Annotated in this window: 16 protein-coding genes and 1 pseudogene; 8 read left to right on the top strand and 9 right to left on the bottom strand. The window is 48.5% G+C overall.

The annotated features are described in order from the left end of the window. Nucleotides 1-387: 387 nt before the first annotated feature. The 3 genes from BIZ37_RS00475 to BIZ37_RS00465 are packed head-to-tail and all read right to left on the bottom strand — an operon-like array spanning nucleotide 388 to nucleotide 4,292. A complete protein-coding gene (locus BIZ37_RS00475) occupies nucleotides 388-1,233 on the bottom strand; it encodes a DmsC/YnfH family molybdoenzyme membrane anchor subunit (RefSeq protein WP_187459839.1) in 846 nt (281 codons plus the stop codon). Nucleotide 1,234: 1 nt separating this feature from the next. Continuing rightward, entirely contained in the window at nucleotides 1,235-1,852 is a 618-nt protein-coding gene (locus tag BIZ37_RS00470) for a DMSO/selenate family reductase complex B subunit (protein ID WP_107296230.1), read from the bottom strand. A 10-nt stretch (nucleotides 1,853-1,862) separates the two neighbouring features. Next, the gene (locus tag BIZ37_RS00465; RefSeq protein WP_187459838.1) at nucleotides 1,863-4,292 is read right to left on the bottom strand and encodes a DmsA/YnfE/YnfF family dimethyl sulfoxide reductase; all 2,430 of its coding nucleotides are present in this window, start codon (nucleotides 4,290-4,292) and stop codon (nucleotides 1,863-1,865) included. Between the two features lie 387 nt (nucleotides 4,293-4,679). On the opposite strand from BIZ37_RS00465, the gene BIZ37_RS00460 reads away from it, so the two are divergent. The 3 genes from BIZ37_RS00460 (at nucleotide 4,680) to BIZ37_RS00450 (ending at nucleotide 7,429) form a co-directional block, all read left to right on the top strand. Continuing rightward, complete coding sequence (locus BIZ37_RS00460) at nucleotides 4,680-5,261, top strand: molecular chaperone TorD family protein (protein WP_187459837.1); 582 nt, start codon at nucleotides 4,680-4,682, stop codon at nucleotides 5,259-5,261. Further along, the gene (locus BIZ37_RS00455) at nucleotides 5,261-5,812 is read left to right on the top strand and encodes a ferredoxin-type protein NapF (protein WP_187459836.1); all 552 of its coding nucleotides are present in this window, start codon (nucleotides 5,261-5,263) and stop codon (nucleotides 5,810-5,812) included. Before BIZ37_RS00460 ends, BIZ37_RS00455 begins: the two co-directional genes overlap by 1 nt. Before the next feature lie 102 nt (nucleotides 5,813-5,914). Further along, nucleotides 5,915-7,429 carry an ATP-binding cassette domain-containing protein gene (locus BIZ37_RS00450; RefSeq protein ID WP_187459835.1) on the top strand — a complete coding sequence of 505 codons (1,515 nt, stop codon included), beginning with the start codon at nucleotides 5,915-5,917 and terminating at the stop codon, nucleotides 7,427-7,429. A 22-nt stretch (nucleotides 7,430-7,451) separates the two neighbouring features. On the opposite strand, the gene BIZ37_RS00445 is transcribed toward BIZ37_RS00450, so the two are convergent. Further along, a complete protein-coding gene (locus tag BIZ37_RS00445) occupies nucleotides 7,452-8,348 on the bottom strand; it encodes an AraC family transcriptional regulator (RefSeq protein WP_187459834.1) in 897 nt (298 codons plus the stop codon). Between the two features lie 170 nt (nucleotides 8,349-8,518). Here BIZ37_RS00445 and BIZ37_RS00440 point away from each other — a divergent pair, with 170 nt between their 5' ends. Then, complete coding sequence (locus tag BIZ37_RS00440; RefSeq protein ID WP_187459833.1) at nucleotides 8,519-8,710, top strand: hypothetical protein; 192 nt, start codon at nucleotides 8,519-8,521, stop codon at nucleotides 8,708-8,710. Here the strand turns inward: BIZ37_RS00440 and lhgO are convergent. Beyond that, nucleotides 8,705-9,913 (bottom strand): L-2-hydroxyglutarate oxidase, encoded by a 1,209-nt coding sequence (lhgO, locus tag BIZ37_RS00435; RefSeq protein WP_187459832.1) that lies wholly within the window; start codon nucleotides 9,911-9,913, stop codon nucleotides 8,705-8,707. The two genes, BIZ37_RS00440 and lhgO, sit on opposite strands and share 6 nt — an antisense overlap. A gap of 581 nt (nucleotides 9,914-10,494) precedes the next feature. Between lhgO and BIZ37_RS00430 the strand changes: the two genes are divergently transcribed. Next, nucleotides 10,495-10,710: a hypothetical protein gene (locus tag BIZ37_RS00430; RefSeq protein ID WP_187459831.1), complete on the top strand. Its 216-nt coding sequence runs from the start codon at nucleotides 10,495-10,497 to the stop codon at nucleotides 10,708-10,710. 106 nt (nucleotides 10,711-10,816) lie between these two features. On the opposite strand, the gene BIZ37_RS00425 is transcribed toward BIZ37_RS00430, so the two are convergent. Further along, nucleotides 10,817-11,743, bottom strand: coding sequence for a hypothetical protein (locus BIZ37_RS00425; protein WP_187459830.1), 927 nt, complete (start codon nucleotides 11,741-11,743; stop codon nucleotides 10,817-10,819). Nucleotides 11,744-12,087: 344 nt separating this feature from the next. Next, nucleotides 12,088-14,130 (bottom strand): alkyl/aryl-sulfatase, encoded by a 2,043-nt coding sequence (locus BIZ37_RS00420; protein WP_187459829.1) that lies wholly within the window; start codon nucleotides 14,128-14,130, stop codon nucleotides 12,088-12,090. 114 nt (nucleotides 14,131-14,244) lie between these two features. On the opposite strand from BIZ37_RS00420, the gene BIZ37_RS00415 reads away from it, so the two are divergent. After that, on the top strand, nucleotides 14,245-15,168 hold the full coding sequence (locus tag BIZ37_RS00415) for a LysR family transcriptional regulator (protein WP_187459828.1): 924 nt from the start codon (nucleotides 14,245-14,247) through the stop codon (nucleotides 15,166-15,168). 102 nt (nucleotides 15,169-15,270) lie between these two features. On the opposite strand, the gene BIZ37_RS00410 is transcribed toward BIZ37_RS00415, so the two are convergent. Further along, entirely contained in the window at nucleotides 15,271-15,693 is a 423-nt protein-coding gene (locus BIZ37_RS00410) for a DUF3010 family protein (RefSeq protein ID WP_187459827.1), read from the bottom strand. A gap of 79 nt (nucleotides 15,694-15,772) precedes the next feature. After that, nucleotides 15,773-15,889 (bottom strand): annotated as a pseudogene (locus BIZ37_RS30365) (metal-dependent hydrolase); the annotation flags it as partial. Between the two features lie 154 nt (nucleotides 15,890-16,043). Between BIZ37_RS30365 and BIZ37_RS00405 the strand changes: the two are divergent. Continuing rightward, a complete protein-coding gene (locus BIZ37_RS00405) occupies nucleotides 16,044-17,723 on the top strand; it encodes a tyrosine-type recombinase/integrase (RefSeq protein ID WP_187459826.1) in 1,680 nt (559 codons plus the stop codon). Then, entirely contained in the window at nucleotides 17,713-21,561 is a 3,849-nt protein-coding gene (locus BIZ37_RS00400) for a VPA1269 family protein (RefSeq protein WP_187459825.1), read from the top strand. The genes BIZ37_RS00405 and BIZ37_RS00400 overlap by 11 nt, the downstream gene beginning before the upstream one ends. The last annotated feature ends 2 nt before the right edge of the window (nucleotides 21,562-21,563 follow it).

Below are 21,563 nucleotides of genomic sequence, written 5' to 3'. Positions count from 1 at the left end.
TTCTTATTTTGGTTGTGCTTTATCAAATCAATGGTTTACTGGTGGGGTATATCTAAAATAAATATAAAAACAGCCTTTTCATCATTGCCTTATCTGCTTGATCGCTGAGAGACTTCGTCCTGTTTGTTGATGAGGCTGGTGGTTTAAAGATGACGATGACTAACTTTGATTCTGTGAAGACGAAGGTAGGGATGCTTCTTCTATGCCTGAAGTTCGGACTCGGCGTATTTTTTGCGACTTGGTTTTTGGCAGGAAATTGGGATGAACTGCTTGAATTGCTAATATACATTCCGTAATCGCGAGATATATAGACTGCATACAAAATGCAAAAAGGGAGAAACGGCACTGGCCATTTCTCCCTTTTGTCTATTTCACGTCACTTAATGGTTATAGACCGACTGTCATATGTAGGCCATAGAACACGCCACGACCAACAAGTTCTGAAAGCAGTACCAAGGCAAAACTTACACCCATTACTGGCATTGCAGGACGGCTGTTCATCAGGTTAGGGATGAACCACACCGCTAGGGCAGTAAGTAGTAGGCCGATGCGGATGATCTGCAACTGTGCCATGTTTGGAATTAGTTCTGCTGCTGTGATCACCGAGGTTTGGATTTCAGCAAGACCAATTAACTGGCTAACAAGGGCAACTAGGCTGACGACGATAGCCACGGCACCAATGTAAGGCAGGACACGGTCCAAGCCAGCCATCTTATGCTGGGCACCTGTCAGTAGTAGGTGACCGAAGATCAGGCCAGAGATAACCATAGTGCTAAGGAACGCGATAGGTGTGTAAACCGTGTTCCAAGTCGGTACTGTGTCCAGAAGGTACAGTTTGGTCATCGAGAACATAAAGCTCAAGCCAACGACCATACCGGCAACAAGCAGGGCTTTGCGGATTTTCTCGCTGCCTTTGTCCAGCATTTCTAGAAGCCAGTAAACGCCACCTAGGCCAAAGAAGGCACTACCGGTGAAGATTTCGTTAGAAAGCCAAGAGCTACCCACGTTATTCAGTGCATTGAATGCACGTAGCGGGCTACCTAGGTGCATGGTCGAAGCCATAAAGCCCAGACCCATCAGTACCCAAATAAAGAACATGGCTTTGTGAAGGCGGTCGTTCACGCCAATACACAATTTGCCGCTCAGGATCACTGCGCCAAGCAGGATGAAGGCACCAACAGCAGTTTGTGCCAATACTGTGAATAGGATCAGAGGCCACTCATGCCAAGCCATCTTATACCTCCTTAGGGTTTGCTAGGAAACCGGTGCGATCGCCTGTTGGGCGGGCATGGCGGTTTGCTTTGATGACTAGGTTTGGTTTGGTTTTCAGCGATGACGGCAGTGGGGCGACATCGGCATTGGTGCCGTATTTCGCTCGTAGCTCATCGATTGGACCAAACTCAAGTGCACGTAGTGGGCAAGAACCAACACAGATAGGCTCAAGACCTTGGCCAACACGCTCGTAACAGCCATCGCACTTGGTCATGTGACCTTTCTCTGCGTTGTACTGAGGCGCGCCGTAAGGACAGGCCATAGAGCAGTACTGACAACCGATACAGGTATCAGTATCAACGATAACCAAACCGTCTTCTTTGCGTTTGTGCATAGCACCTGATGGACAAACCTTGGCACAGGCTGGCTCATCGCAGTGGTTACAGGCGATAGACAGGTAGTAGGAGAATACGTCCTGACGGAAGGTTTCACCTTCTTTTACCCAGTTACCACCGGTGTACTCATAGACACGGCGGTAGTTCACGCCGATGTCTGAGTCCTTGTTATCCTTGCACGACAGCTGACAGGTCTTACAGCCGGTGCATTTGCTTGAATCAATATAAAAACCGTATTGTTTCATGGTTTAAACCTTATGCTTTTTTCAGCAGTTGCACGTCGACTAGGTTGGTGTGTTGCGGGTTACCTTTGGCCAGCGGGCTAGGACGCTGGGTAGTTAGCACGTTAATGCTACCGCCGTGGTCAACACCTTTCTTATCCGGTGCGTACCATGCACCTTCACCTAGGGCAACAACACCCGGCATCATGCGAGGAGTTACTTTGGCAGTAAGGTGAATTTCACCGTGCTCGTTGAAGATACGGATTTGGTCATCATTTTTGATGCCACGCTGATCTGCATCCATTGGGCTCATCCACATCTGCTGTGGTGCTGCTTCTTTAAGCTGCTCAACGTTACCGTAAGTCGAGTGGGTACGAGATTTGTAGTGGAAACCTGTTAGCTGTAGCGGGTAGTCCTTACGCTTTGGATCGTCCCAACCGTTGAAGGTTGAAGCGTATACCGGAAGCGGGTGGATCACATCGCCTTCAGGTAGTTCCCATTCAGCCGCAATGTCGGCAAGACGCTCAGAGTAGATCTCGATTTTGCCCGATGGCGTTGCCAATGGGTTGTTTTCAGGATCTTTACGGAAGTCTTCATGGGCAATGAAGTGCTCGGCTTTACGCTTGTAGATACCTTGCTCACGCATTGCATCAAAGCTTGGCAGAGTCGGATCAAGCTCACGGGTCTGTGCGTATAGGTGGCGTAGCCAACCTTCCTGGTCACGACCTTCAGTGAACTCTTTTTCAATACCCAGGCGCTTGGCAAGTTCAGTACAAATATCGTAAATGCCGCGAGCTTCAAATACCGGCTCAATCGCCTGGCTGGCGAAGATGAAGTAAGGCATGTTTGCAGCTGCACCATCCATACAGAAATCTGATTGCTCAGAAGTTGTTAGGTCAGGCAGAACAATATCGGCGTACTTAGCAGATGAAGTCATGTGGTTATCAACCACGACGATCATTTCACACGCTTTGTCATCTTGTAGGATGTCGTGAGTACGGTTGATGTCTGAGTGCTGGTTGATCAGGCAGTTGCCCGCATAGTTCCAGATGAACTTAATTGGCACGTCTAGCTTGTCTTTACCACGAACACCGTCAGCTTTCGCCGTCATTTCAGTTGCACGGGTTATGGCATCTGTCCAAAGGAACATAGAGATAGCGGTTTTCACCGGGTTCTCTGGGATAGGGAAGCGAACAAATGGAATTGCCTGGTTACCTTCACGAGAACCCGTACCACCACCGCTTACACCTACGTTACCGGTTAGGATTGCCAGCATCGCAATTGAACGAGCCGCCAACTCACCGTTAGCGTGACGTTGTGGGCCCCAGCCCTGGAAGATGGCACATGGCTTGGCTGCACCAATTTCGCGAGCAAGCTTGATGATGATATCAGCTGGAATACCTGTAATATCAGCAGCCCAAGCTGGTGTCTTCTCAGTTTGGTCTTCACCACGGCCAAGAATGTATGACTTGTAGTCAGAATTAGCAGGCGCAGAAGCCGGTAGCGTCTTCTCGTCGTAACCGACACAGTATTTGTCTAGGAAAGGCTGATCAACCAAGTTCTCGCTGATCATCACGTGTGCCATACCAGCTACAAGTGCCGCATCCGTACCCGGGCGGATTGGGATCCACTGGTCTTCACGACCACCAGCGGTATCTGTGTATCGAGGATCGATAACGATCATCTTGGCGTTAGAGCGAGCTTTACCTTCCATCAAGTGGTGGATCTGGCCACCGCCTGACATACGGGTTTCAGCAGGGTTGTTACCGAACTGCACGATAAGCTTGGTGTTTTCAACATCTGAGAATGAGTTGTTGGCACCGTTACCATAGGTATAAGGCATACCTGCAGCAATCTGCGCAGTTGAGTAGTCACCGTAATGGTTCAGGTAACCGCCACTCAGGTTCATCAGGCGAGCAATCAGTGTTGCGCCCGGTGGCCATGATTTAGTGACTGTACCGCCGAGGGTACCCGTACCGTAGTTCAGGTATACCGCTTCGCTACCGTAGTCTTTACGGATGCGGTTAAGGTTGTTGGTGATCTCGTCAAAGGCTTCATCCCAGCTGATACGCTTGAATTTACCTTCACCACGCTTGCCGACACGCTTCATTGGGTATTTCAAGCGGTCTGGGTTGTAAACACGGCGGCGCATAGAGCGGCCTCGTAGGCAGGCACGGATCTGGTGGTTGCCGTATTGGTCATCACCGGTGTTATCGGTCTCAACCCATTTGATTTCACCGTCTGAAACGTGCATGCGCAGCGGACAACGGCTACCACAGTTAACGGTACACGCACTCCAAACAACTTTTTCGTCGGTTGTTGTAGCGGCTTCGACTTTACTTGATTTAAATGGCAGGGAAACACTGCCGGCAACTGCAGCTAATCCACCTAACGCTGAGCTTGACTTAACAAAGTCCCGGCGGGTGAATTTAGGTGCCAATAGCTTTTTGAGTTGTGATTTCATGACACGACATTCTCGGTATTGACTAACAGTCCTACACTTAGTGGGTAGGTTTCTGACACGCATTTTCCGTCTATGGGAAGGTTTAACTTTGCCGTCGATCAATAAAACACTGAGAATAATTTTGAATATTTATGTATCTGTAACAATGTAAATAAAGGGATTAATGCGTGTAACAGGATGTTTCTATATTGAGGGTGTTGATAGTGATTATCATTCACTATCAACAACTTAAAGCAGTAAATATTGTCCTAAAGCATGTTTTCCGTGTTAGTTATCGGCTATCGTGCATAGGAAAATGTTAATGAATAACCTAATTTAGCTGTTATTCCACTGGCATCATGAAAACTTATTGCATGATATTACATATTTTTGGAGGCGGATGTGACCATGGAGCACATTTCAACAATCGCTCGTATTCTGGGTAGCTTTTATTATTATCCACTAACCCACGAAACGAACCGACAAGTCTGTCAGATGATTGCTGATAGTGAAGATCAAGAGGATTCTCCGTTTGCAGAGTTGCTTAAAGCTGTGGAAGAGGATGGGGCTGATGATCTTGCAATGGACTTCCAGCAGTTATTTGAAGGCTGCGAAGTGATGCCTGCGCCGCCATGGGGTTCGGTATACCTCGATAAAGAGCAAGTGATCTTTGGTGAAACCACCGTTGCCTACCGTCGCTTCCTTGCCGACAAAGAAATGTCGCTGGACACAGGAATGCGTGAACCGGAAGACCAGTTCGGTTTGATGCTAATGGCGATGTCAAAACTGGCAGAAGCCGAAGATAGCGAGGCGATTAAGGCTCTGTTATCCGTTCACTTGCTACCTTGGGCACCAAGATATCTTGAACTAATGCAGAAAAACGCCAACACCCAGTCTTATCAGTTGCTTGGTGCCATGGCAGAGCAATGGTTAGCCTTTATTGCGGAAGAACTTGCGGTAACGGCTGTGGAGAAAAAGGTTTATTTCTAATGATTGAACGTGACGAACGATATTACAAAGCTTGCATGGAGCATTACACGGTAAGCCGACGCGGTTTGCTTCGTGGCTTATTCTCAGGTGCAAACCGTGTAAAGAAAGAGGCGCAAGCCCCAACTATCGTTCGCACGGTCCCTCGTCCCCCTGGTGCTATCGAAGAAGCTTTGTTTCTTCAGGTCTGCCAGTCATGCGATGCCTGTGAAAAGGCATGTCCCCAGCAGGTGATTGAGCGCCCGGAAGGGCTGCCCCAGCTAAACCTTGAATATAACGATTGCAGCCAGTGCGGCGAATGCCAAAAAGCATGTCCGACACAGGCGCTTTCATCGGCGGATAAAGATATTGGTGTGCGACCGGAGTTCACGACTCGTTGCGCCAACCGGTTGTCAGGTTACTGCGAATTGTGTGCAGAGCAGTGCCCGCATGAGGCCATTTCTATTAAGCAGGGACAAGCTCCAACCGTCAATGCTGAGTCTTGTGATGGGTGTGGTCAGTGCCGCACTGCTTGCTATACCGGCGCTATCACCATGGCATTTCCCAAAGCCTAAAGCTCACTGGTTCAAGTTAGAAATTAAGTTAATTTGATTGGCTTCACGCGTTCCATGTAAGGTATCAGTTATTACCTAACGGCCTTACAGGGAATGGAGCCAATGTCTATCCAATTACACCAAATCAAACTCTACAGCAGTGAACCGGGTACTCCGAAGCCGGTTATCCGCTTATCTATTCCCAAACTCGACATCCAGCAAGATCAGCATTGGGCTTTTTTCTGTGCGAGAGGCGATGCGGGTTCGGTGTTTGCCCAACTATTAATCAACGATAGGCATCAATCCAAACCCAATAGTAAGTCCAGGGAGCAATTGGAATTTGACGGTGAGCTATCAGGTTTGCCTGAAAATGTCAGCTTGGTCTCTCTTGCTGAACAACAAGTATTGCTAGAGGAAGAGCTGGCAAAGGATGATACTGATTTTCTCGATAGGTTGGACAAAGGAACAAGTGTCGAAGCATTGGTTCTCGCCTGCTGTCAAAGCCCTGAATATGCTGAAGAGCTTTTTACGCTGTTCGATCTTCAGAGCCTGAGAAAAAGCGGGTTCCGAAACCTGTCTACAGGGGAAACTCGCCGTGTCATGTTGGCCAGAGCGTTGGCCGAACAGCCAGATCTGTTGATCTTGGACGATCCGCTTGCTGGTCTCGATATTGCGCATCAAGCACAACTCATTACTTTGATTGATCAACTTCAAAAAGATGTTCAAATTATCCTGATCACATCCCGTGAGCAGGCCTTGCCAAACAGCATTTCCCATATCGGTGTTTTCGATGAGGAGAAACTGACAGGAATTTATACCAGAAAAGAGTGGGAGTCCTTGCCACTGCTTTCTCACCTCCGGGCCCAATCGGCTGAACGTAGCGAAGCCATGTTGGCGTTGATCCAACAATACCAACATCAAACCGATATGCCTGATCCCCTGGTGGCGATTCGAAATGGCAAAGTTGAGTATACCGACAAGCTGATTTTTGATGGGGTGAATTGGCAAATTAATCATCGCCAGCACTGGCAGATCAGAGGCCCCAACGGTTGTGGTAAGAGTACATTACTTGGTTTGATCTTTGGCGATCATCCACAGTGCTACAGCAATGATATTGATATCTTTGGTATCAAGAGGGGGAGCGGCGAGACGATTTGGCAGATTAAGCAACATATCGGTATGGTATCTTCGGCTCTGCACCTTCAATACCGTGTGTCATGTTCGGCATTGGATACCATTATCTCTGGCTTCTATGATTCTATCGGTTTGTACCAGCAACCAAGTATCGACGAGATCAAGCAGGCCAGAGACTGGCTTAAACTACTGCATATGGAACACCTCGCCACTAAATCTTTCAGGCAGTTGGAATATGGGCAGCAAAGGTTACTGCTGGTAGCGAGGGCGCTGATTAAGCGGCCTAAGCTGCTTATTCTTGATGAGCCGTATCAGGGTCTAGATTTCCTCAATCGCCAACTGGTGAAAAATGCCCTGGAGATGATTGGCAACAACAACTTGAGCCAACTTTTGTACGTCTCTCATCATCCGGAAGATTCCCTCGACAGTATCCAAAACTTTGTGGATTTTGTAGGGTGTGCCGAAACGGGGTATAAAACGGTTATTAGCCACAACAACCCATAGAAACCGTAAACAAGTGCTCTAGTCAGACCGCAGCATTGATTTTGTAGTTGTTGCGGTATTGACGTGGGGTCATCTGTTTGTAGTCTTTGAATTGGCGGTTGAAGTTAACCTGATTGCGGTAACCGACGTTTTCGGCAATAAGGCCAATGGGCTGGCTGGTGGTTTGTAGTAATTCTGCGGCATGGTTCAAGCGCAGCTTCTTCAAATACTGGCTAAAGCTTTCTTTGAAGTGGACGGAAAACAGCCGGTGAATGCTGCTCTCGCTGGTATTCATATGCGAAGCGAGATCAGCCAGAGTGACCGTTTGACTGAAGTGCTCCTCAAGGTACTGGCACACTTTCTCGATTTTCTCTTGGTTGGCTTTCTCTGTACTGTATTCTTTTTGCGTGCCATCAACCTGCTTTTGAGGCGCATAAGAGAGTAGGGTACGGCTGTCTTTATCACCCAGTAAAGTGCTGAGTACCTGAAGCAGAATACCAAGTTGAGTCATCGGAGGGTGGCTAGTCACACCTTCCAGCAAAGTTAGTACTTCTTGGCAAGCATTGCCAGAGAACTCGATACCTTTATCGGCTCGTTTCAGTAATGAGTCGAGTTTCCTCATCTCTACGCAGCTGAACATCATGTTGGCAATCCATTCTTTCTTGAACCAAATGATGTGGGTTTCACAAGACTGGTTAGCTTGCGTCTCTGTAGAGTGGAAGCGGTGAGGCAATCCCGGGCCAATCAGTACCATGTTGTTATCGCCAAACTCCCCTTCGTAATGGCCTATAGAGGCCTTACCGCGAAAGTTGCGGTGGATCACTAGCTCATATTCCTGGTGGAAGTGCCAATCATAGTGCTTATGTGGCTCTTCTATCTTGCGATACCGCCAAGAATATCCCTGACGCTGCATGACTCTTTCGATAGTCGCTTGTTGCATTGAAGAAAATCCGAGATTTGAGGAAAAGTACCAATCTTTATCAATATAGTACTGGAATTAGCCCTAAAGTGAATGCTTTGAAGGGATAGTACCAATAGTTGATAAATTCGGATAAGTCCGTTATCCCTTTAAGCGTATTGTTGAGGCAAGCCATACGAGGAGCCAACACAATGAACAAGCTTAAAAAATTGATAACAAAACTGATTTTTGAAACCCGTCGAGACTGCTTGGCAAGGGTTGTCTGCGGCTACCAAGCAAAATACTCATGGCAGGTGTTGGGTTATCAATCTCAGCGAGAGTTTGAAAAGGATTTGGCGTTGAGCCTATATCGCCAGCGAGCTAAACGCCACCATACTTTATAGATCCAGCACCTTGTCACAAATGTATTTCCCGATAGGCATCGCAGAGGTAGCCGCTGGAGAAGGCGCGTTGCAAACATGGAGGCTTCGCGGACTTTCGGCAAACAAGAAGTCGTGGACAAGCGTACCATCATTGAGTACCGCCTGAGCACGGATCCCCGCAGGATAGGGCTGTAAATCAGAGGTTGTTAATTGCGGACAGTATTTGTTGACTAGCTTCAGGTAGCCCGGCTTCCACCATGAGTTTTTGGTTTCAGCCAAACCCGCCGTAAAATGATTGGCAGTGACTTTCCAGAACCCTTTGAAAGTGAGCATCTCGGCAGTGTCTTTGGCACTGAAGTTAACCTTGCTGTATCCCTCCCGTTTCCAACCTTGCACGGCATTCGGGCCAACGGTCACTGTGCCATCTATCATCCGGGTAAGGTGAACGCCAAGGAAAGGTAGTTCAGGGTCAGGAATAGGGTATATCAAATGCTTTACGATCTGGTTGTGCTGCGGCGCTAAGCGGTAATATTCGCCCCGGTAGGGGATGATCTGAAAGTCAGTTTCAATGCCCATCATTTGGGTTAGCCGATCAGCCATTAATCCAGCGCAGCAAATTAAGAACCGGCCTTGTAATTGAAAAGGCTGACCATCACTTCTGCATTGAACAACTACGCTATCTGATGTTTCTTCAAGTGCTTTGACTTCGGTACGCTTAGATATCTCACCGCCGAGTGTGACAAATAGTTCGGCCATTTTGTTGGTGATTTTTTTGTAATCTACTATCCCGGTAGCTGTTACCAAAATGGCCCCAAGCCCAATGATATTAGGCTCTTGCTGTTGCAACTGCTCTTGGTTTAGTAACTCAACCTCAATGCCATTTTCCAAGCATCGCTCATAAAGGGCCTGCATTCGATCTACTTCGGCAGTATTGGTAGCCACTAACAGCTTCCCGCATTGCTCAAAAGGAATTTGGTGTTCTCTGCAAAACGCTTTCGTGGCTTTTTCCCCTGCTATGCAGAGCGTTGCTTTCAAGCTTCCTGGCGCATAGTAGACCCCTGCATGGATAACACCGCTGTTGTGTCCGGTTTGATGCAAGGCCAGTGATGCTTCTTTCTCGATAACGATGACCGATGCATCTGGGCGGCGTTGTTTTAGTTGCCAAGCCGTTGATATACCGACGATACCACCACCAACAATGATGTAATCGTAGACCTTATCCATTTGAGTTCCTTTCCTATAAGCCTGCGAGAGCTTGCACCGTTATATTATTGATGAGTATAGATAAAACTAGGGTCGAAAGCTGCGAGCCTGACCACAGCACACAAAATGTAAGAGCAAGCATTTAACACTATGTGATTTGGTGACTATTTGTTCGATTTTGTATCTGGAGGGCACCTGTCACGGCAAAGTTAACTGATTGGATGTAAAGTAATTATATACCCAAGTTACCTCAAGGTGCAGGATTCAGAGGGTTGTCAGCGCATTCAATCCAAGGCGAAGGTTTGCAGGAATGGCACTCCCTTTCAAAAAGCTTCAACGCAGGAGTGGATGGGCTGACAACCTCCCAAAGGGCGAGTTTTCTAAGCTCATATACCGCGTTATTGTTTCTTGATTTAGAGCCACTAGATCTTCAAAACAATGCCTTGTCTATAAGCTTATAAATTCTCGCTGAACCTGCATCTTGAAGTAGCTTGGGTATAATCAGGGTAGAGGCAAAACCGGCAGGACGCACCATACTTGTAACGTATTCCAAGTGACAGATGTTCATTGACGTTGCTTGGATATAGCAATAGGAGCGATCAGTGATGCTTAGGAAAGTCAGTGAGGTCGATTTTTACAAGTTGTTCACCGTGATCGGTGGCTATTTTCTTTTCTTCTTTGGCGCTTTTCATTTGCTGAGTTGGATGAAGAGTACCAACCTTTTAATCTATGCGTTTGTTGTTCTATCTGTGGTTGTCAGTGCACTGCTGATCTTGACGTTGTATAAGCTGAGGAAGCGGCGAAATTACCACAGTTGAAATCAAGAGTAATGAGTGTAGACAGGTCAACATATGTAATGATCGCCAAATAAAAAAAATACCCAAGCTTTTCTCAAAGCTTGGGTAGAGGCTGGCTGTTTTAGACTTATTGGTTCATTGAGAAATCAACAAGCTCAACTACATATTTTTCTTGTTTAGAGTCGTTCTTTTCAATGCCTTTAACGATACCAAACGTTGGGTTCAACCAGACGTTTAGGCCTGTGAAGTCACCATTACGATAGCCGCCAAATTCAAAGCTATCTCCATCTGCCCCGATGTAACAAGTGCCCGAAACTTTATCAATAATATTAGCTTTAACAGTTTCTATGACTTTATTATTGATTGTTATGTTTTCTTTCTTAGCGCCTGAAAAGTCGAAAGTTCTCGTTGCCTCTATTGAAGAGCAATATGAGACACCTTCATATTCTTTGGCCCACATACCGTAATCTTCAAGTAGTGCCTGAATTTGATTTGGGTATAAGTTTTTAAGCTTTGTCTCGAATTTGACTGTGTATGTGTTTTGTTGGCCCTCGATGAAATTACCATCAGCTACAAAGTCAGGTAGTTCCCAGCTTTGTTGCTCTAGGGCTATACCTTCGATGTAAGTGATAAATTTGGAATTCGCTAGCAGGCCACCATAAAATTCTTCTTTATCTTCCAACTGCGTGAGTTGGGCATCAGAATACTCAGATGTTGAAATGGAGAAGAAAGATGAAGCCTGTGCGTTATTTTCCAATTCACTAAGAATGTAATCATGAGCGACTTCATCAGCCTCAAGTGGTCGATAACTGCTTTTTTCATACTTAGTTTCAAGTAAAGTATCTTCTTCTATCATGGAAGATTGGTACTTTTTAATTGCCAATGTCGTGCTTTTAAGCTTTGCAGCATCAAAGGTCGATCCCTTAAGAGGAAAATCAACTTTTGGTGCTGGTGGCGCTGGTTTTTTGTCGTCTGGTGTTGAGCTTCCGCCACCGCCTCCACCACAACCAGCTAGAAGAGAAATGATAGAAAGGCTGATAATCGTTTTTTTCATTATGAGACCATGTAAAGTGAGTTTTATAAAAGGTTCATAACTGTCCATGTAATGATTGGGCGGGATTATAGGTGGAGGTGAATAGGATATGTGTCCTGAATTGTATTGGTTCTGTATGGCTTGACTTCTAATCTGTAAAAAAACGGGTTTGTTTGGAAAAATCAGCGGTGAAAAGTAGGTTTGGGATAATGATAAGGCTTATATATTTGTGATAATTAGCGTGTAAAAAACATATTACAATTGTATTGAAGTGTCAGGTCGGAGCTGTGTCAAAAGTTTGACTTAGATATGAACCCCACCGCCATGGCGGTGGGGTTAGTCATGGCAAAGCTAAAATACCTGGGTCAATCAGCCTTGCTTGGCATTGGCAGGACTTCGAAGTCCAAGCTGAAATCGTCAAGGATTGCATTTAACTGGTTAAGAATGTCCGCTTGGCCTTCTATCTTAGCCACGCCGAATTTTATCATTTGCTCAAATGTTGCCCGCCCAAGCAATACCCTTGTCAGATCGGCTCTGTCGATTGTGACCGTCATATCAACATTGTCTTGCTTGTCGCTAACTTTTACTGAAGACATATTGGCATTGGCAATCGTACCGTAGTAAACCTCTTCAATATCTGGGTGTACGATTTGGAAGGACACATCCATTGCTAGCTCTTCCGCTTTTGGTGCATTTAAGCGCACGGCAAGCAAATCCAATACTGCAGAAGTAGGTGTATTTGCTAACACGTCGGCAGAAGTCGTTTTGATTGGGTCTTTGATTTCATTGGTTCTGAGTTCGTACGCCCCCTGAAGATAGCTATTTCGCCATGCCATAGTTTCAGACTGGTATCCCTGCTGCTCTAGAGAGTCAGCCATAGCTAGGCGATACTTGACGTTATTCGGCTCGCACTGGACAAGGTCGTTAAATAGCATGGTGGCTTGCTGATAGCGCCCTGCGCTGAAATGTTCCTTGGCTGCGTTGAACATCGTATCTGCGCCACTCGCTTTCACATACGTACACGACTTTTCTTGGGTGAGCAATGGGTTCAAATTCGCTGGATTAGAATCGTAATAGCCCAGGTACAGGTTAAGTACCGCACGGGCGTTATGGGAGTATGAGCCATGATAGCCATTGGTAAACCACGCTTGTTCCTGAGATTGAGGCACAATCTGTTCCAGCTTGCGACCTACATCATTGATGTTAACCCCATGGTTCGCCAGTCGAAGTGATTGGTTGTGGATGAAACCATAGTTATCGCGCTGCAGGGCAAGGTAGTGATTTACATACTCATTGGAAATAACCGGTGCGGAGTGCGCCGCCACAATATGGTCAACACGGTCACCGTAGTTAACCAGCATTTCAGCCAGATATTTTGACCACAATAAGCCGTCTCGCACTTTGGCACCCCGAAGTGTATAGAGGTTATGCATACCGTCGTAAGTCAACTCGCCAGTATTCAGGGAGCTATATTTCTCAACCCAGACGATCATGCCTGCCGGTGCTTCTGCGTATGGGACGTTGGTTATTTCGAAATCTACCCCGTCAATGTTGATTACTTTCGTGTCTTCTTGGACTTCTTCGGTCGGTAGGATGAGCGACATGTTCCCGCCAAAGGCACCTAGGCCAATTGCGCTGTCTACAATTCCGGTCTCGGATGGCGTCAATGTGGTGCCGTACTGATATTGCGAGCGGCGGTTCATGGCATTACCTGCAAGGATACCCTCGTCGATAAGCTCTTTGAGGAATCCGCGTGGGCCAATGACTGGAACCCCTTCTGGAAGCTTACCGTCTTCCCACAAACCACGTACACCACCGAAGTGATCAATGTGGTTATGGGAGTAAAGGACACCAGTTACTTTGACTTCGCCATTGATTTTAGGGAGGTGCGTACGGGCAAAGTCCATGGCATGTTGAACCGCTTCAACCGTTAGGGCTGGGTCATGAACAACATAACCATTGTCAGTGCGATAGAAGGTCAGGTTGGTGACGTCTGCCCCGCGGAGCTGGTAAACACCATCAGCGACTTGGTAGAGACCGTTCGCTAAGAAGTTTTGTGCAGCTTGATGATAAATAGAAGGATTGACAGTTTCCGGTACAGCATCAGCCGAGACATCAATTGCACCGTCGAGAAAAGCGTAGCGACGAAGTATTTCACCAGCAGGGTGATCACCAAATTCGGCAATCAGCCCATGTTTTTGGCGTTCAATAACGCTGCGATCGTCCCATGGTAGCTTTTTAGAGAACGCATTATTGGCAGCGATAGTGTGTTCTGAAGCAGGTTTACCTTTGTATTCGAGCAAGTTGCTGTAGTTGATGAGATGCTCTTCACCTTCACCGAGGTGGTTAGCGAAAGCACCAAAAGAAATGGCTGATATAACCGAGAATGCTAATAAAGATGTTTTCATAATAGAGACTTAGCTTTGGTTGTGGGTTTCAGAGAGCGTTAGTATCTATTGATATGAAATATGAATATAATCGGATTGGATAAATATGATATCTGAAAAACAGATATCATTAACATGACTGAAACAGGGTTGAATATGGTCGGACAAGGATTGGACTTAAATTTGCTGAAGGTTTTTTGCTCAGTAGTTGAAGCGGGCAGTATGTCGGAGGCGGCCAAGAACTTAGATATGAATCAGTCTGCAGTTAGTTCGGCCATGCAAAAGCTCAAGGATAGCCTTGGAGCAGAGTTGTTCATCCGTCAGAGTCGGGGAGTCAAGCCAACCGCTATTGCCATGTCGCTCTATCGTGATGTCTCTGTGGACTTGACGAAATTAAACCGAACCGTTGCGGGGATCACTGCGTTTGATCCTATGAGTTCAAAACGCCAATTTACGATTTCTTGTCCAGAATTTAGCAATACCGTGCTATTCAATCAGCTAAATGATCTAGTAAATCCTGATTTGAAGATTGTCTTTCATGATCAGCCCAGTAGTAGCGAGGCACTTATGCAGCAACTTCTGGATCGTGAGAGAGATCTGTTTATTGATGTGACAGTACCTGATCACCCCAGTGTTATGGCCCAGTCATTGGGCGTTGACCGTTCCTGTGTTATTGCCAGCAATAAGCACCCTAGGTTACAGGGAGAGGTAATTTCGTTGGAGCAATTTCTTTCTGAACCCTACGTCAAACTGAACAGAACGCGCGACCAATTGGCTGGGATAAGATGGCTGACCAAAGCACAAATCCATCGCTTGAATATCGTGTCTCACACCCAGTCTTTGTTTGAGTCTATGGTCACAGTGTCTCAGACAGAGTTAATTTCTACCTTGCCAATTTCTATGGCTGATCATTTTCAGGATATTCTCGGCCTGAAAATGTTTGATCTTCCATTTAGCAGCAGTCCGATTCAAATCTATTTACTTTGGCATAAAGCGATGGACGATGATCAAGGGCATCGATGGCTTCGGGAACGAATTCAATTGATATACAAAGGTTAAATGAGGGAGAAACTGTATTTGGACATAAAAAGACCCCCAATAATTGGTTGTCCAACTATTGGGGGTCAGTTCAATGCTGGCTTTTTTAGCTTTGATATAACGTTATTTACCTAGGTAGGCAAAACCTGTCATGAAAGCGGCTTCCTGGAACTGGCGTAGGCCTGTTGCACGGAATTCGATAGCTAGCGGGTTGCGTTTTAGCTTCTGTTTGATCTCTTGGCTAGAGATGAAGTCTACTTCAACACCGTCAATTAGCTGGATTGCAGCTTCAAGTTTGAAGCCAATTGCGCTGCCTGCAAACTTACCGCGGGTTTCACGAGTGCGGATCACAACACGGTCAATTTGGTAGTCATCCAGAAGCTTTTTGAAAGTCTGCTGGAAGTTACGCATTTGCTCATTGTCCATTGAGTCTTGCATGATGAACTTTTGAGCACGGCATTCTGGAAGATCGAACAGACCGTTACTCTTGGTAAGAAGGCAAATGACAGCCTCGTTGCTACGAAGCTCAACAGCACAAATTTTCATGTAAACACCTAATAATGTAGTTAGCAGGGTATTTTAGGCAAATGCGCAATAAATACCAGAAATTAAATGCCTCTCAACGCTAGTTGTACAGTGGTCCGTCAATTTCTAGCTGGGTTAGCAGCAAGCGGGCATCGAGTTCAAGCTGGTGGTAGCTAGGCTCCATGTGGCAGCATAGCTGGTAGAATGCTTTGTTGTGTAAGGGAGACCCTAATTTCTTACGAATAATACTACAAGGAGATCATGTTTTGGCTGTTTTTTGGTCATTATTTGGTCATTTTTTTTGATAAATACTGTATATAGATCCATACTTCAAGCTAAAGATTACCTTACGAGTTATGAGTAGCTGTGTCATGAATGGATCTCCGTGGTACAAAACTGTCTGGATCTACGACAGCAATTCAGATGGTCGCCAGTTCCCCATGGTCTATCTGGCTAATGGCGCTCCCGGCTTTGTGATCAATCAATATCTCTATGACTTGATGAAACGCGATGCCAGCCATAACGAGATGGAGGTGCAGACACGTGCATTATGCCATTTGTATGCCTTCACTTGCGCCCGATATGGTACCCGACCGCTGACAGATGCCGAGTCTGCAAACTTGGTTGCCGACTTCCTAGATGCAAAAATGTATGGCACCGATCATCATTGCGCCCGGCGGGCTAAGCGATACGACTGGTTACGCAACCTCGGGCTATTCTGGGAACCCCTCCTGTTCAGCAAGCGGACACAGGGTACATCGCTGACAACTTACGCCAATGCGATAACCGCGTTCGACAAGTGGCAACGCGTCTATCACGGCACCAACCGCCTCAGCCCCACTGAAACCCGCTTCATGAGTGCCTGGGAGCGCTTTCAGGACTTCAAACAGCGCAGTAAATGGGACATGTTGTTGCATCTAAATCGCAGCCGCTCTGGCACGGTACAGCAGCGCCAGGAGGCAATCCAGCGCCGACTGGACAGGTCGGCGCGGGGTCGTAAGCCCATCAAAAACATGAAGTCGTTCCCGCCGAACCGCATTGTTGAACTCATTGACAGCGCGGCTAACAACGTACGTGACAAGTTGTTGCTGTTGACGATGCTCGGCGGCAGTCTAAGACGCTCAGAACCCCTGCACCTGTTCTACTCCGATGTGGAGGGCGTCGATAGCATGGGTCAGGCAAAAATCCGGCTAGCCCATCCCGAGGTCGGAATGACCGAGTGGCTCGATGAAGACAATATCTCTCAGTCCGGCACCCGTGAGGAGTTTTTCAAGCGTTACTGGGCGTCGGTGAACCGCGATGTGCCGGAGACCCATCCGCTGCGTCATCTGGCGCCGCGCACGCAGCTCGACCGCCGCAATCAGGGCCTGCATAGCGGCTTCAAAGGGATGACACTTTCTGCTGGCGAGCAGAGCATGGTGGCAAATGGACTGGACGGCCGGGATTACGACGTCCATTACGTCTGGTGGTGCGATCCCCGTTTGGGGGCCTACTGGTACGATCTATTCCTTGAGTACGAGGCTAAATATCTGAAGCGGAATCCATTTACTGATGAACCGCTGACGTTGAGACACCCCTGGCTGTTCATAATTATCGAGCCGGGAGATAGATACGGCATGCCGTTGAGCATGACCGCCGTCAAGGCGATATGGCGCCGTCTGAAAAAGAAACTTGGCATCAACTACAAGTTGGGCTGGCATAGCCTGCGGCACTACTTCGGGTATTACTGCGCCAACGTTTTGGGTCTTCGCCTGGAGGAAGTACAGGTGCTGATGCACCACGGGCAGCCGACATCGACTGAGGTTTACTTCCACCTTTCCCATAGCAATGTGCGCGACTCAATCACCGAGGCGAATTTACGGGCCTCTGGACGGGAAGACTTACTTCCCAACCTGTTCCTTAAGGGAAGCCGGGTGCCAGATCTACCCGAGCACTGGACGAACGATTTTTACAACCTCTGGATGACCCAGATCGAAAAACTGAATACCCCGACCAACACCTTACCTGCCGTGGTCAGGCAGTCTTTGGAGGATGTACCACATGAAAGATAACATCTTACCTATATTGGAAAAAACCACCAAGATGACCGGCTACTGGAGCGGTAAAACTGTCCAGTTCAACGAAACAGACAAAGTGCTGTGCGATGACACCATGACGACAGCGGATGTTATTCAGGTGCTTACGGATTTCCAGCGGCATTGCCTACCGGGTTGGCTGGCTCATGATAAATCCTTTAGGTTCAACGGGCGTCTCGCTTGGGGCGACCTGCGCTGGGAGTTTCTGCCGGAATTTGCCAACGATGTATACAAAAGAGGTGGCTACATATGTCTGGCCCCAACCTTCAAAAACCTGGTCGAACGATACGGAAGTCAGGCCAATGCTGAGCAGGCTATTCGCCAGGCGTGGCAGACGTCGGCCTGGGGAGAGGGAGCAGCGAAAGCGATACGGTTCGGTGGCGGTACAACCCTTTTAGGTGCTCATGCCACCTTGCTTTTGCCAACCAACACATTGGCCGACTATGACCGGGACAACTTGCTGGCCGACTTGATGCTGATTCACAATACCGATAATACGAAGTTCATACCTGAGGGTGAAAAAGTCAGGCATATCCAAGAAAATAAGGCTCTGTTTATGACAACGCGTGATGCCTTGATGTCCTCTGCAGCCGGTGCGGCGTTCCGGCGTCTAGCGCCTGATGTAGCTCAATACCTGTCCATAAACAATGCAGCAAGACATTGGGATTGGTGGCCACGGTTTCAAACGGCGTGCAGCCAGTGGCTGCTCCTCGGCGCTCTGGGGGGACGTTGGCTGATGCCGTTAAACGCCAGTACGGTGACGCCAGATCTGACCTCCCTGCGTAAGGAGTTAGGTCGGCAATTCGAATGGGATGTTCTCGATAACGACGAAAGGATGTGGACATCGCGCTGGCTGAGCAAGGTCTACGCCAGTAGTACTCTGCGCGATATCGACGATACGCCGGAACTTATCATGGATATCGTGCCGTATCCTAAGATTGGGAACCATGAGTCTGTAAAGACTGTTGCTTCGGTTCTTAAAGCGCACCGCAACACACCGCCTTTTCCCACACATCTGCTGGAACATCAGCACCGCAACGCGCTGACTGCCTTCAAGAAATACACCCCAGGTTGGGCTAGATCTAACTTGTCCGCTGACTGGGCTAGTTTCTTCACTCTGTGGGACCGTGCACAACCAAACTTGAGCGTTGGTAGACGCAGGATGATTGCGAGCCTAATTGAATGGGCCCTACCACTTGAATTGGGTCCCTGGGATATCACCCCGATTCATTTGAATAATGTGCATGCACCCGGTGATACAACCACGTTCCATCAATACCTTAAGCAACGCCAGAATGCGACGGGTAACCCGGAATCTCAAATCGCAGCCACTCTCTGGAGCTTTACTGCGAAGGTATTTAAGGATGTTTGTAACCTAGCCAAATTGCCGAGCATCGAACCGGATCTGACCGTTCCGGAAGAGCCGGTAGACCCGTTTCAGGATTTGCCGCAGATATTAAAGCGCTCCAACCACAATAGGAAAACCCGTAAAACCCCGCGTAGCCGCCTGTTGACCGAGTTGCAGGAAGCCCTCGTCGATGAGTTGCTGGGACTCCAGTCCGAGCAACGTGAGGTATACCAGCCACAAAAGGATGAACATGGCAATATCCTGCTAGATGATGACGGACAACCGTTGCTGGCTGACCAGCCGACCACCATCACCGTCCAGGTGCCGACCTTCGACTGGGCACGGCAGCAAGCAGAGGCTATAACTGACGCGTATAAATCCCGGGCTCCCGACTGGTATCAATTCGACGATGAATGGCACTGGAACCCGTCAACCGCCGTGGCGCTGGCCCTGTTGTTGTTGATGCCGTTGCGCGGCAAGCAGGTGCGCTGGCTCGATCAGGGCCTGATGGATAGTGAGGTGTTCGACTTTAGCACAGGCCGCATGATACCCAATGAGCATTCGCTGGCTGCCTTCCGCTACGCTGATGGCTCGGACCAAGAGGCGTATTACGGCTCGGCATCCGGGACGATTCAACTGCACCCGGACGAGATGGATGGCGCTCTCGAACCAGTAATCTGGGCTTCGACAAACAAGACTGCGCTTTGGGACGGGTGCAAAAAGACCGGCTATGCGTTGCCTTGGCCGGATGGCCAGTTGCTGATGCTTAGCGACGACAGCGACCTGCAGAAGCGTGGCCAGCACCTAGCCCGGGTGTACGAAGTGCTACGTTTCCAACACTTGTACATGGCCCAACACGACCCCGATCCGAGCCCCATCTCGTTTTATCACGTGGCCTCAGACAGCAGGTTGGTGCCCAGCGACGACGACCTGCGCCAGCAGTTGCCCTGGTTCGTACCGCTGTGCCGCCAGTTAGGCCACAAGGAGATTACTGTCACTTGGCCGGACGGCACGAAACACCGCACCGCGCAGCCGGTCTCCCCACAGCAGATTGAAAAGCTATACAATGCGCTATGCGTACATGTGGAGCGTAAACTGCGCAAGGATAAGCGCCTGAGCCGCTTAGCGTTGACCACGAAGGTTGAATCAGGTGACACCAAAGCTGTAGAAAGGCGCCGCGCCAAATACGACATCCACTCGTTGCGCGTGGCCGGTATCAGTCGCCTGATTGAACTCGGCATTCCGGCACACTTGGTGTCAGAGTACATTGCCGGGCATGCCACTGTGATTATGACCCTGAGATACTTCCAGACCACGCCGATGTACATGCGCAAGCAGCTAATGGAAGCCTTCCTGCGGGGGGATTTGATCGATGGGATTGAATCCATCACCGAGCGGCTGGCTGAGATGCAGGAGGTCAACTCCCTACTGCCCCCTGCTGAACGGGTACGCCAGCACGTGACTGACCTGCCTCTGGATTTTGCTGCACTTGCACCGGTTGAAGGCGGTGTGTGCGTTATGGGAGGTAAGGGCTCGCATTGTGATATTTGCGCCACCACCATCCGTGAAACGGATACAGCCGGCAAGCTGGTGACTGAATACACAGAACAACTCGGTGGCTGTGCAGGCGGGCGCTTCTATCGCACCGGCCCTGATTTTCTGCTGCAACAGGCATTGGAGGCTAACAAGTTGATGGTGTTGTTGCGTCGCAAGGCCCGCGAGCGCAAGCAGACACAGGAAAGCCTTCTGGCGCTGAGCAGGCAGATCAACACGCTAAATCGCGAGATAGAGGGTGGCAATTTACCTCATGGGGATCTGGCACATACTCGTTCACGTTACGACCGACTGGTGATTCGACGGAATACAGCAAAAGACCGGCTGGCTGATCAAGATGAGTCGCTGGCACCAGTGGTGTTGCAATGGTATCAGCGATGGAAGGACTTCACCGACTCGCAGGCTCTGTCAGAGGAGTTGGGTGCTCAACAGGGAACAGGGCAGATGGTAGTGATTGGTGATAGCGAACAGATCGATTTCAGCTCTGTAGTCGCGTCAGGCAATGATTTCGGTTTGGCTAGAACGGTAATGGAGCAGATGCTGTGTTATGTCCGCACCGGCCAAGAGCTACCAGAGGATTGTCGACACTTGGTGAAGGACTTCCTTAATCGCATCTTGGCCGCCGAGGCCCCGGAGTTAATGTTGCCGTTTAATCAGCCTCACACGGCGGCAGAAGAGACGATGAAGGTAGCTACACTTGCCAGTATCGTATCAGCCACGTTCGGCGATGAGCAGGCCCAGGCTTGCGCTGAGGGACTGACGCATCTGGGATTCGACGACAATCTGAAGCAAGGAATAAGGAATGTGTGTGAGCAACCCGCCCTAGCGCTCCCTGATGACCAGGGTCGGTTCAACAACCTGCAGCAGATCCGCATCAACGTGATAGATCACGACTCCTCTATTTCCGACTAGAT

Origin of the sequence: Photobacterium sp. BZF1 (genome assembly GCF_014349205.1) — a bacterium.
Classification (GTDB): Bacteria; Pseudomonadota; Gammaproteobacteria; order Enterobacterales; family Vibrionaceae; genus Photobacterium.
The sequence above is the reverse complement of the archived record's forward strand: the minus strand, read 5'-3'. Positions and strand labels throughout refer to the sequence as shown.

Bases quoted from the DNA above. Each gene is read 5' to 3' on its own strand.
- BIZ37_RS00475 (WP_187459839.1), bottom strand. From the start codon at position 1,233: ATGGCTTGGCATGAGTGGCCTCTGATCCTATTCACAGTATTGGCACAA.
- BIZ37_RS00470 (WP_107296230.1), bottom strand. From the start codon at position 1,852: ATGAAACAATACGGTTTTTATATTGATTCAAGCAAATGCACCGGCTGT.
- BIZ37_RS00465 (WP_187459838.1), bottom strand. From the start codon at position 4,292: ATGAAATCACAACTCAAAAAGCTATTGGCACCTAAATTCACCCGCCGG.
- BIZ37_RS00460 (WP_187459837.1), top strand. From the start codon at position 4,680: ATGGAGCACATTTCAACAATCGCTCGTATTCTGGGTAGCTTTTATTAT.
- BIZ37_RS00455 (WP_187459836.1), top strand. From the start codon at position 5,261: ATGATTGAACGTGACGAACGATATTACAAAGCTTGCATGGAGCATTAC.
- BIZ37_RS00450 (WP_187459835.1), top strand. From the start codon at position 5,915: ATGTCTATCCAATTACACCAAATCAAACTCTACAGCAGTGAACCGGGT.
- BIZ37_RS00445 (WP_187459834.1), bottom strand. From the start codon at position 8,348: ATGCAACAAGCGACTATCGAAAGAGTCATGCAGCGTCAGGGATATTCT.
- BIZ37_RS00440 (WP_187459833.1), top strand. From the start codon at position 8,519: ATGAACAAGCTTAAAAAATTGATAACAAAACTGATTTTTGAAACCCGT.
- lhgO (WP_187459832.1), bottom strand. From the start codon at position 9,913: ATGGATAAGGTCTACGATTACATCATTGTTGGTGGTGGTATCGTCGGT.
- BIZ37_RS00425 (WP_187459830.1), bottom strand. From the start codon at position 11,743: ATGAAAAAAACGATTATCAGCCTTTCTATCATTTCTCTTCTAGCTGGT.
- BIZ37_RS00420 (WP_187459829.1), bottom strand. From the start codon at position 14,130: ATGAAAACATCTTTATTAGCATTCTCGGTTATATCAGCCATTTCTTTT.
- BIZ37_RS00415 (WP_187459828.1), top strand. From the start codon at position 14,245: ATGACTGAAACAGGGTTGAATATGGTCGGACAAGGATTGGACTTAAAT.
- BIZ37_RS00410 (WP_187459827.1), bottom strand. From the start codon at position 15,693: ATGAAAATTTGTGCTGTTGAGCTTCGTAGCAACGAGGCTGTCATTTGC.
- BIZ37_RS00405 (WP_187459826.1), top strand. From the start codon at position 16,044: ATGAATGGATCTCCGTGGTACAAAACTGTCTGGATCTACGACAGCAAT.
- BIZ37_RS00400 (WP_187459825.1), top strand. From the start codon at position 17,713: ATGAAAGATAACATCTTACCTATATTGGAAAAAACCACCAAGATGACC.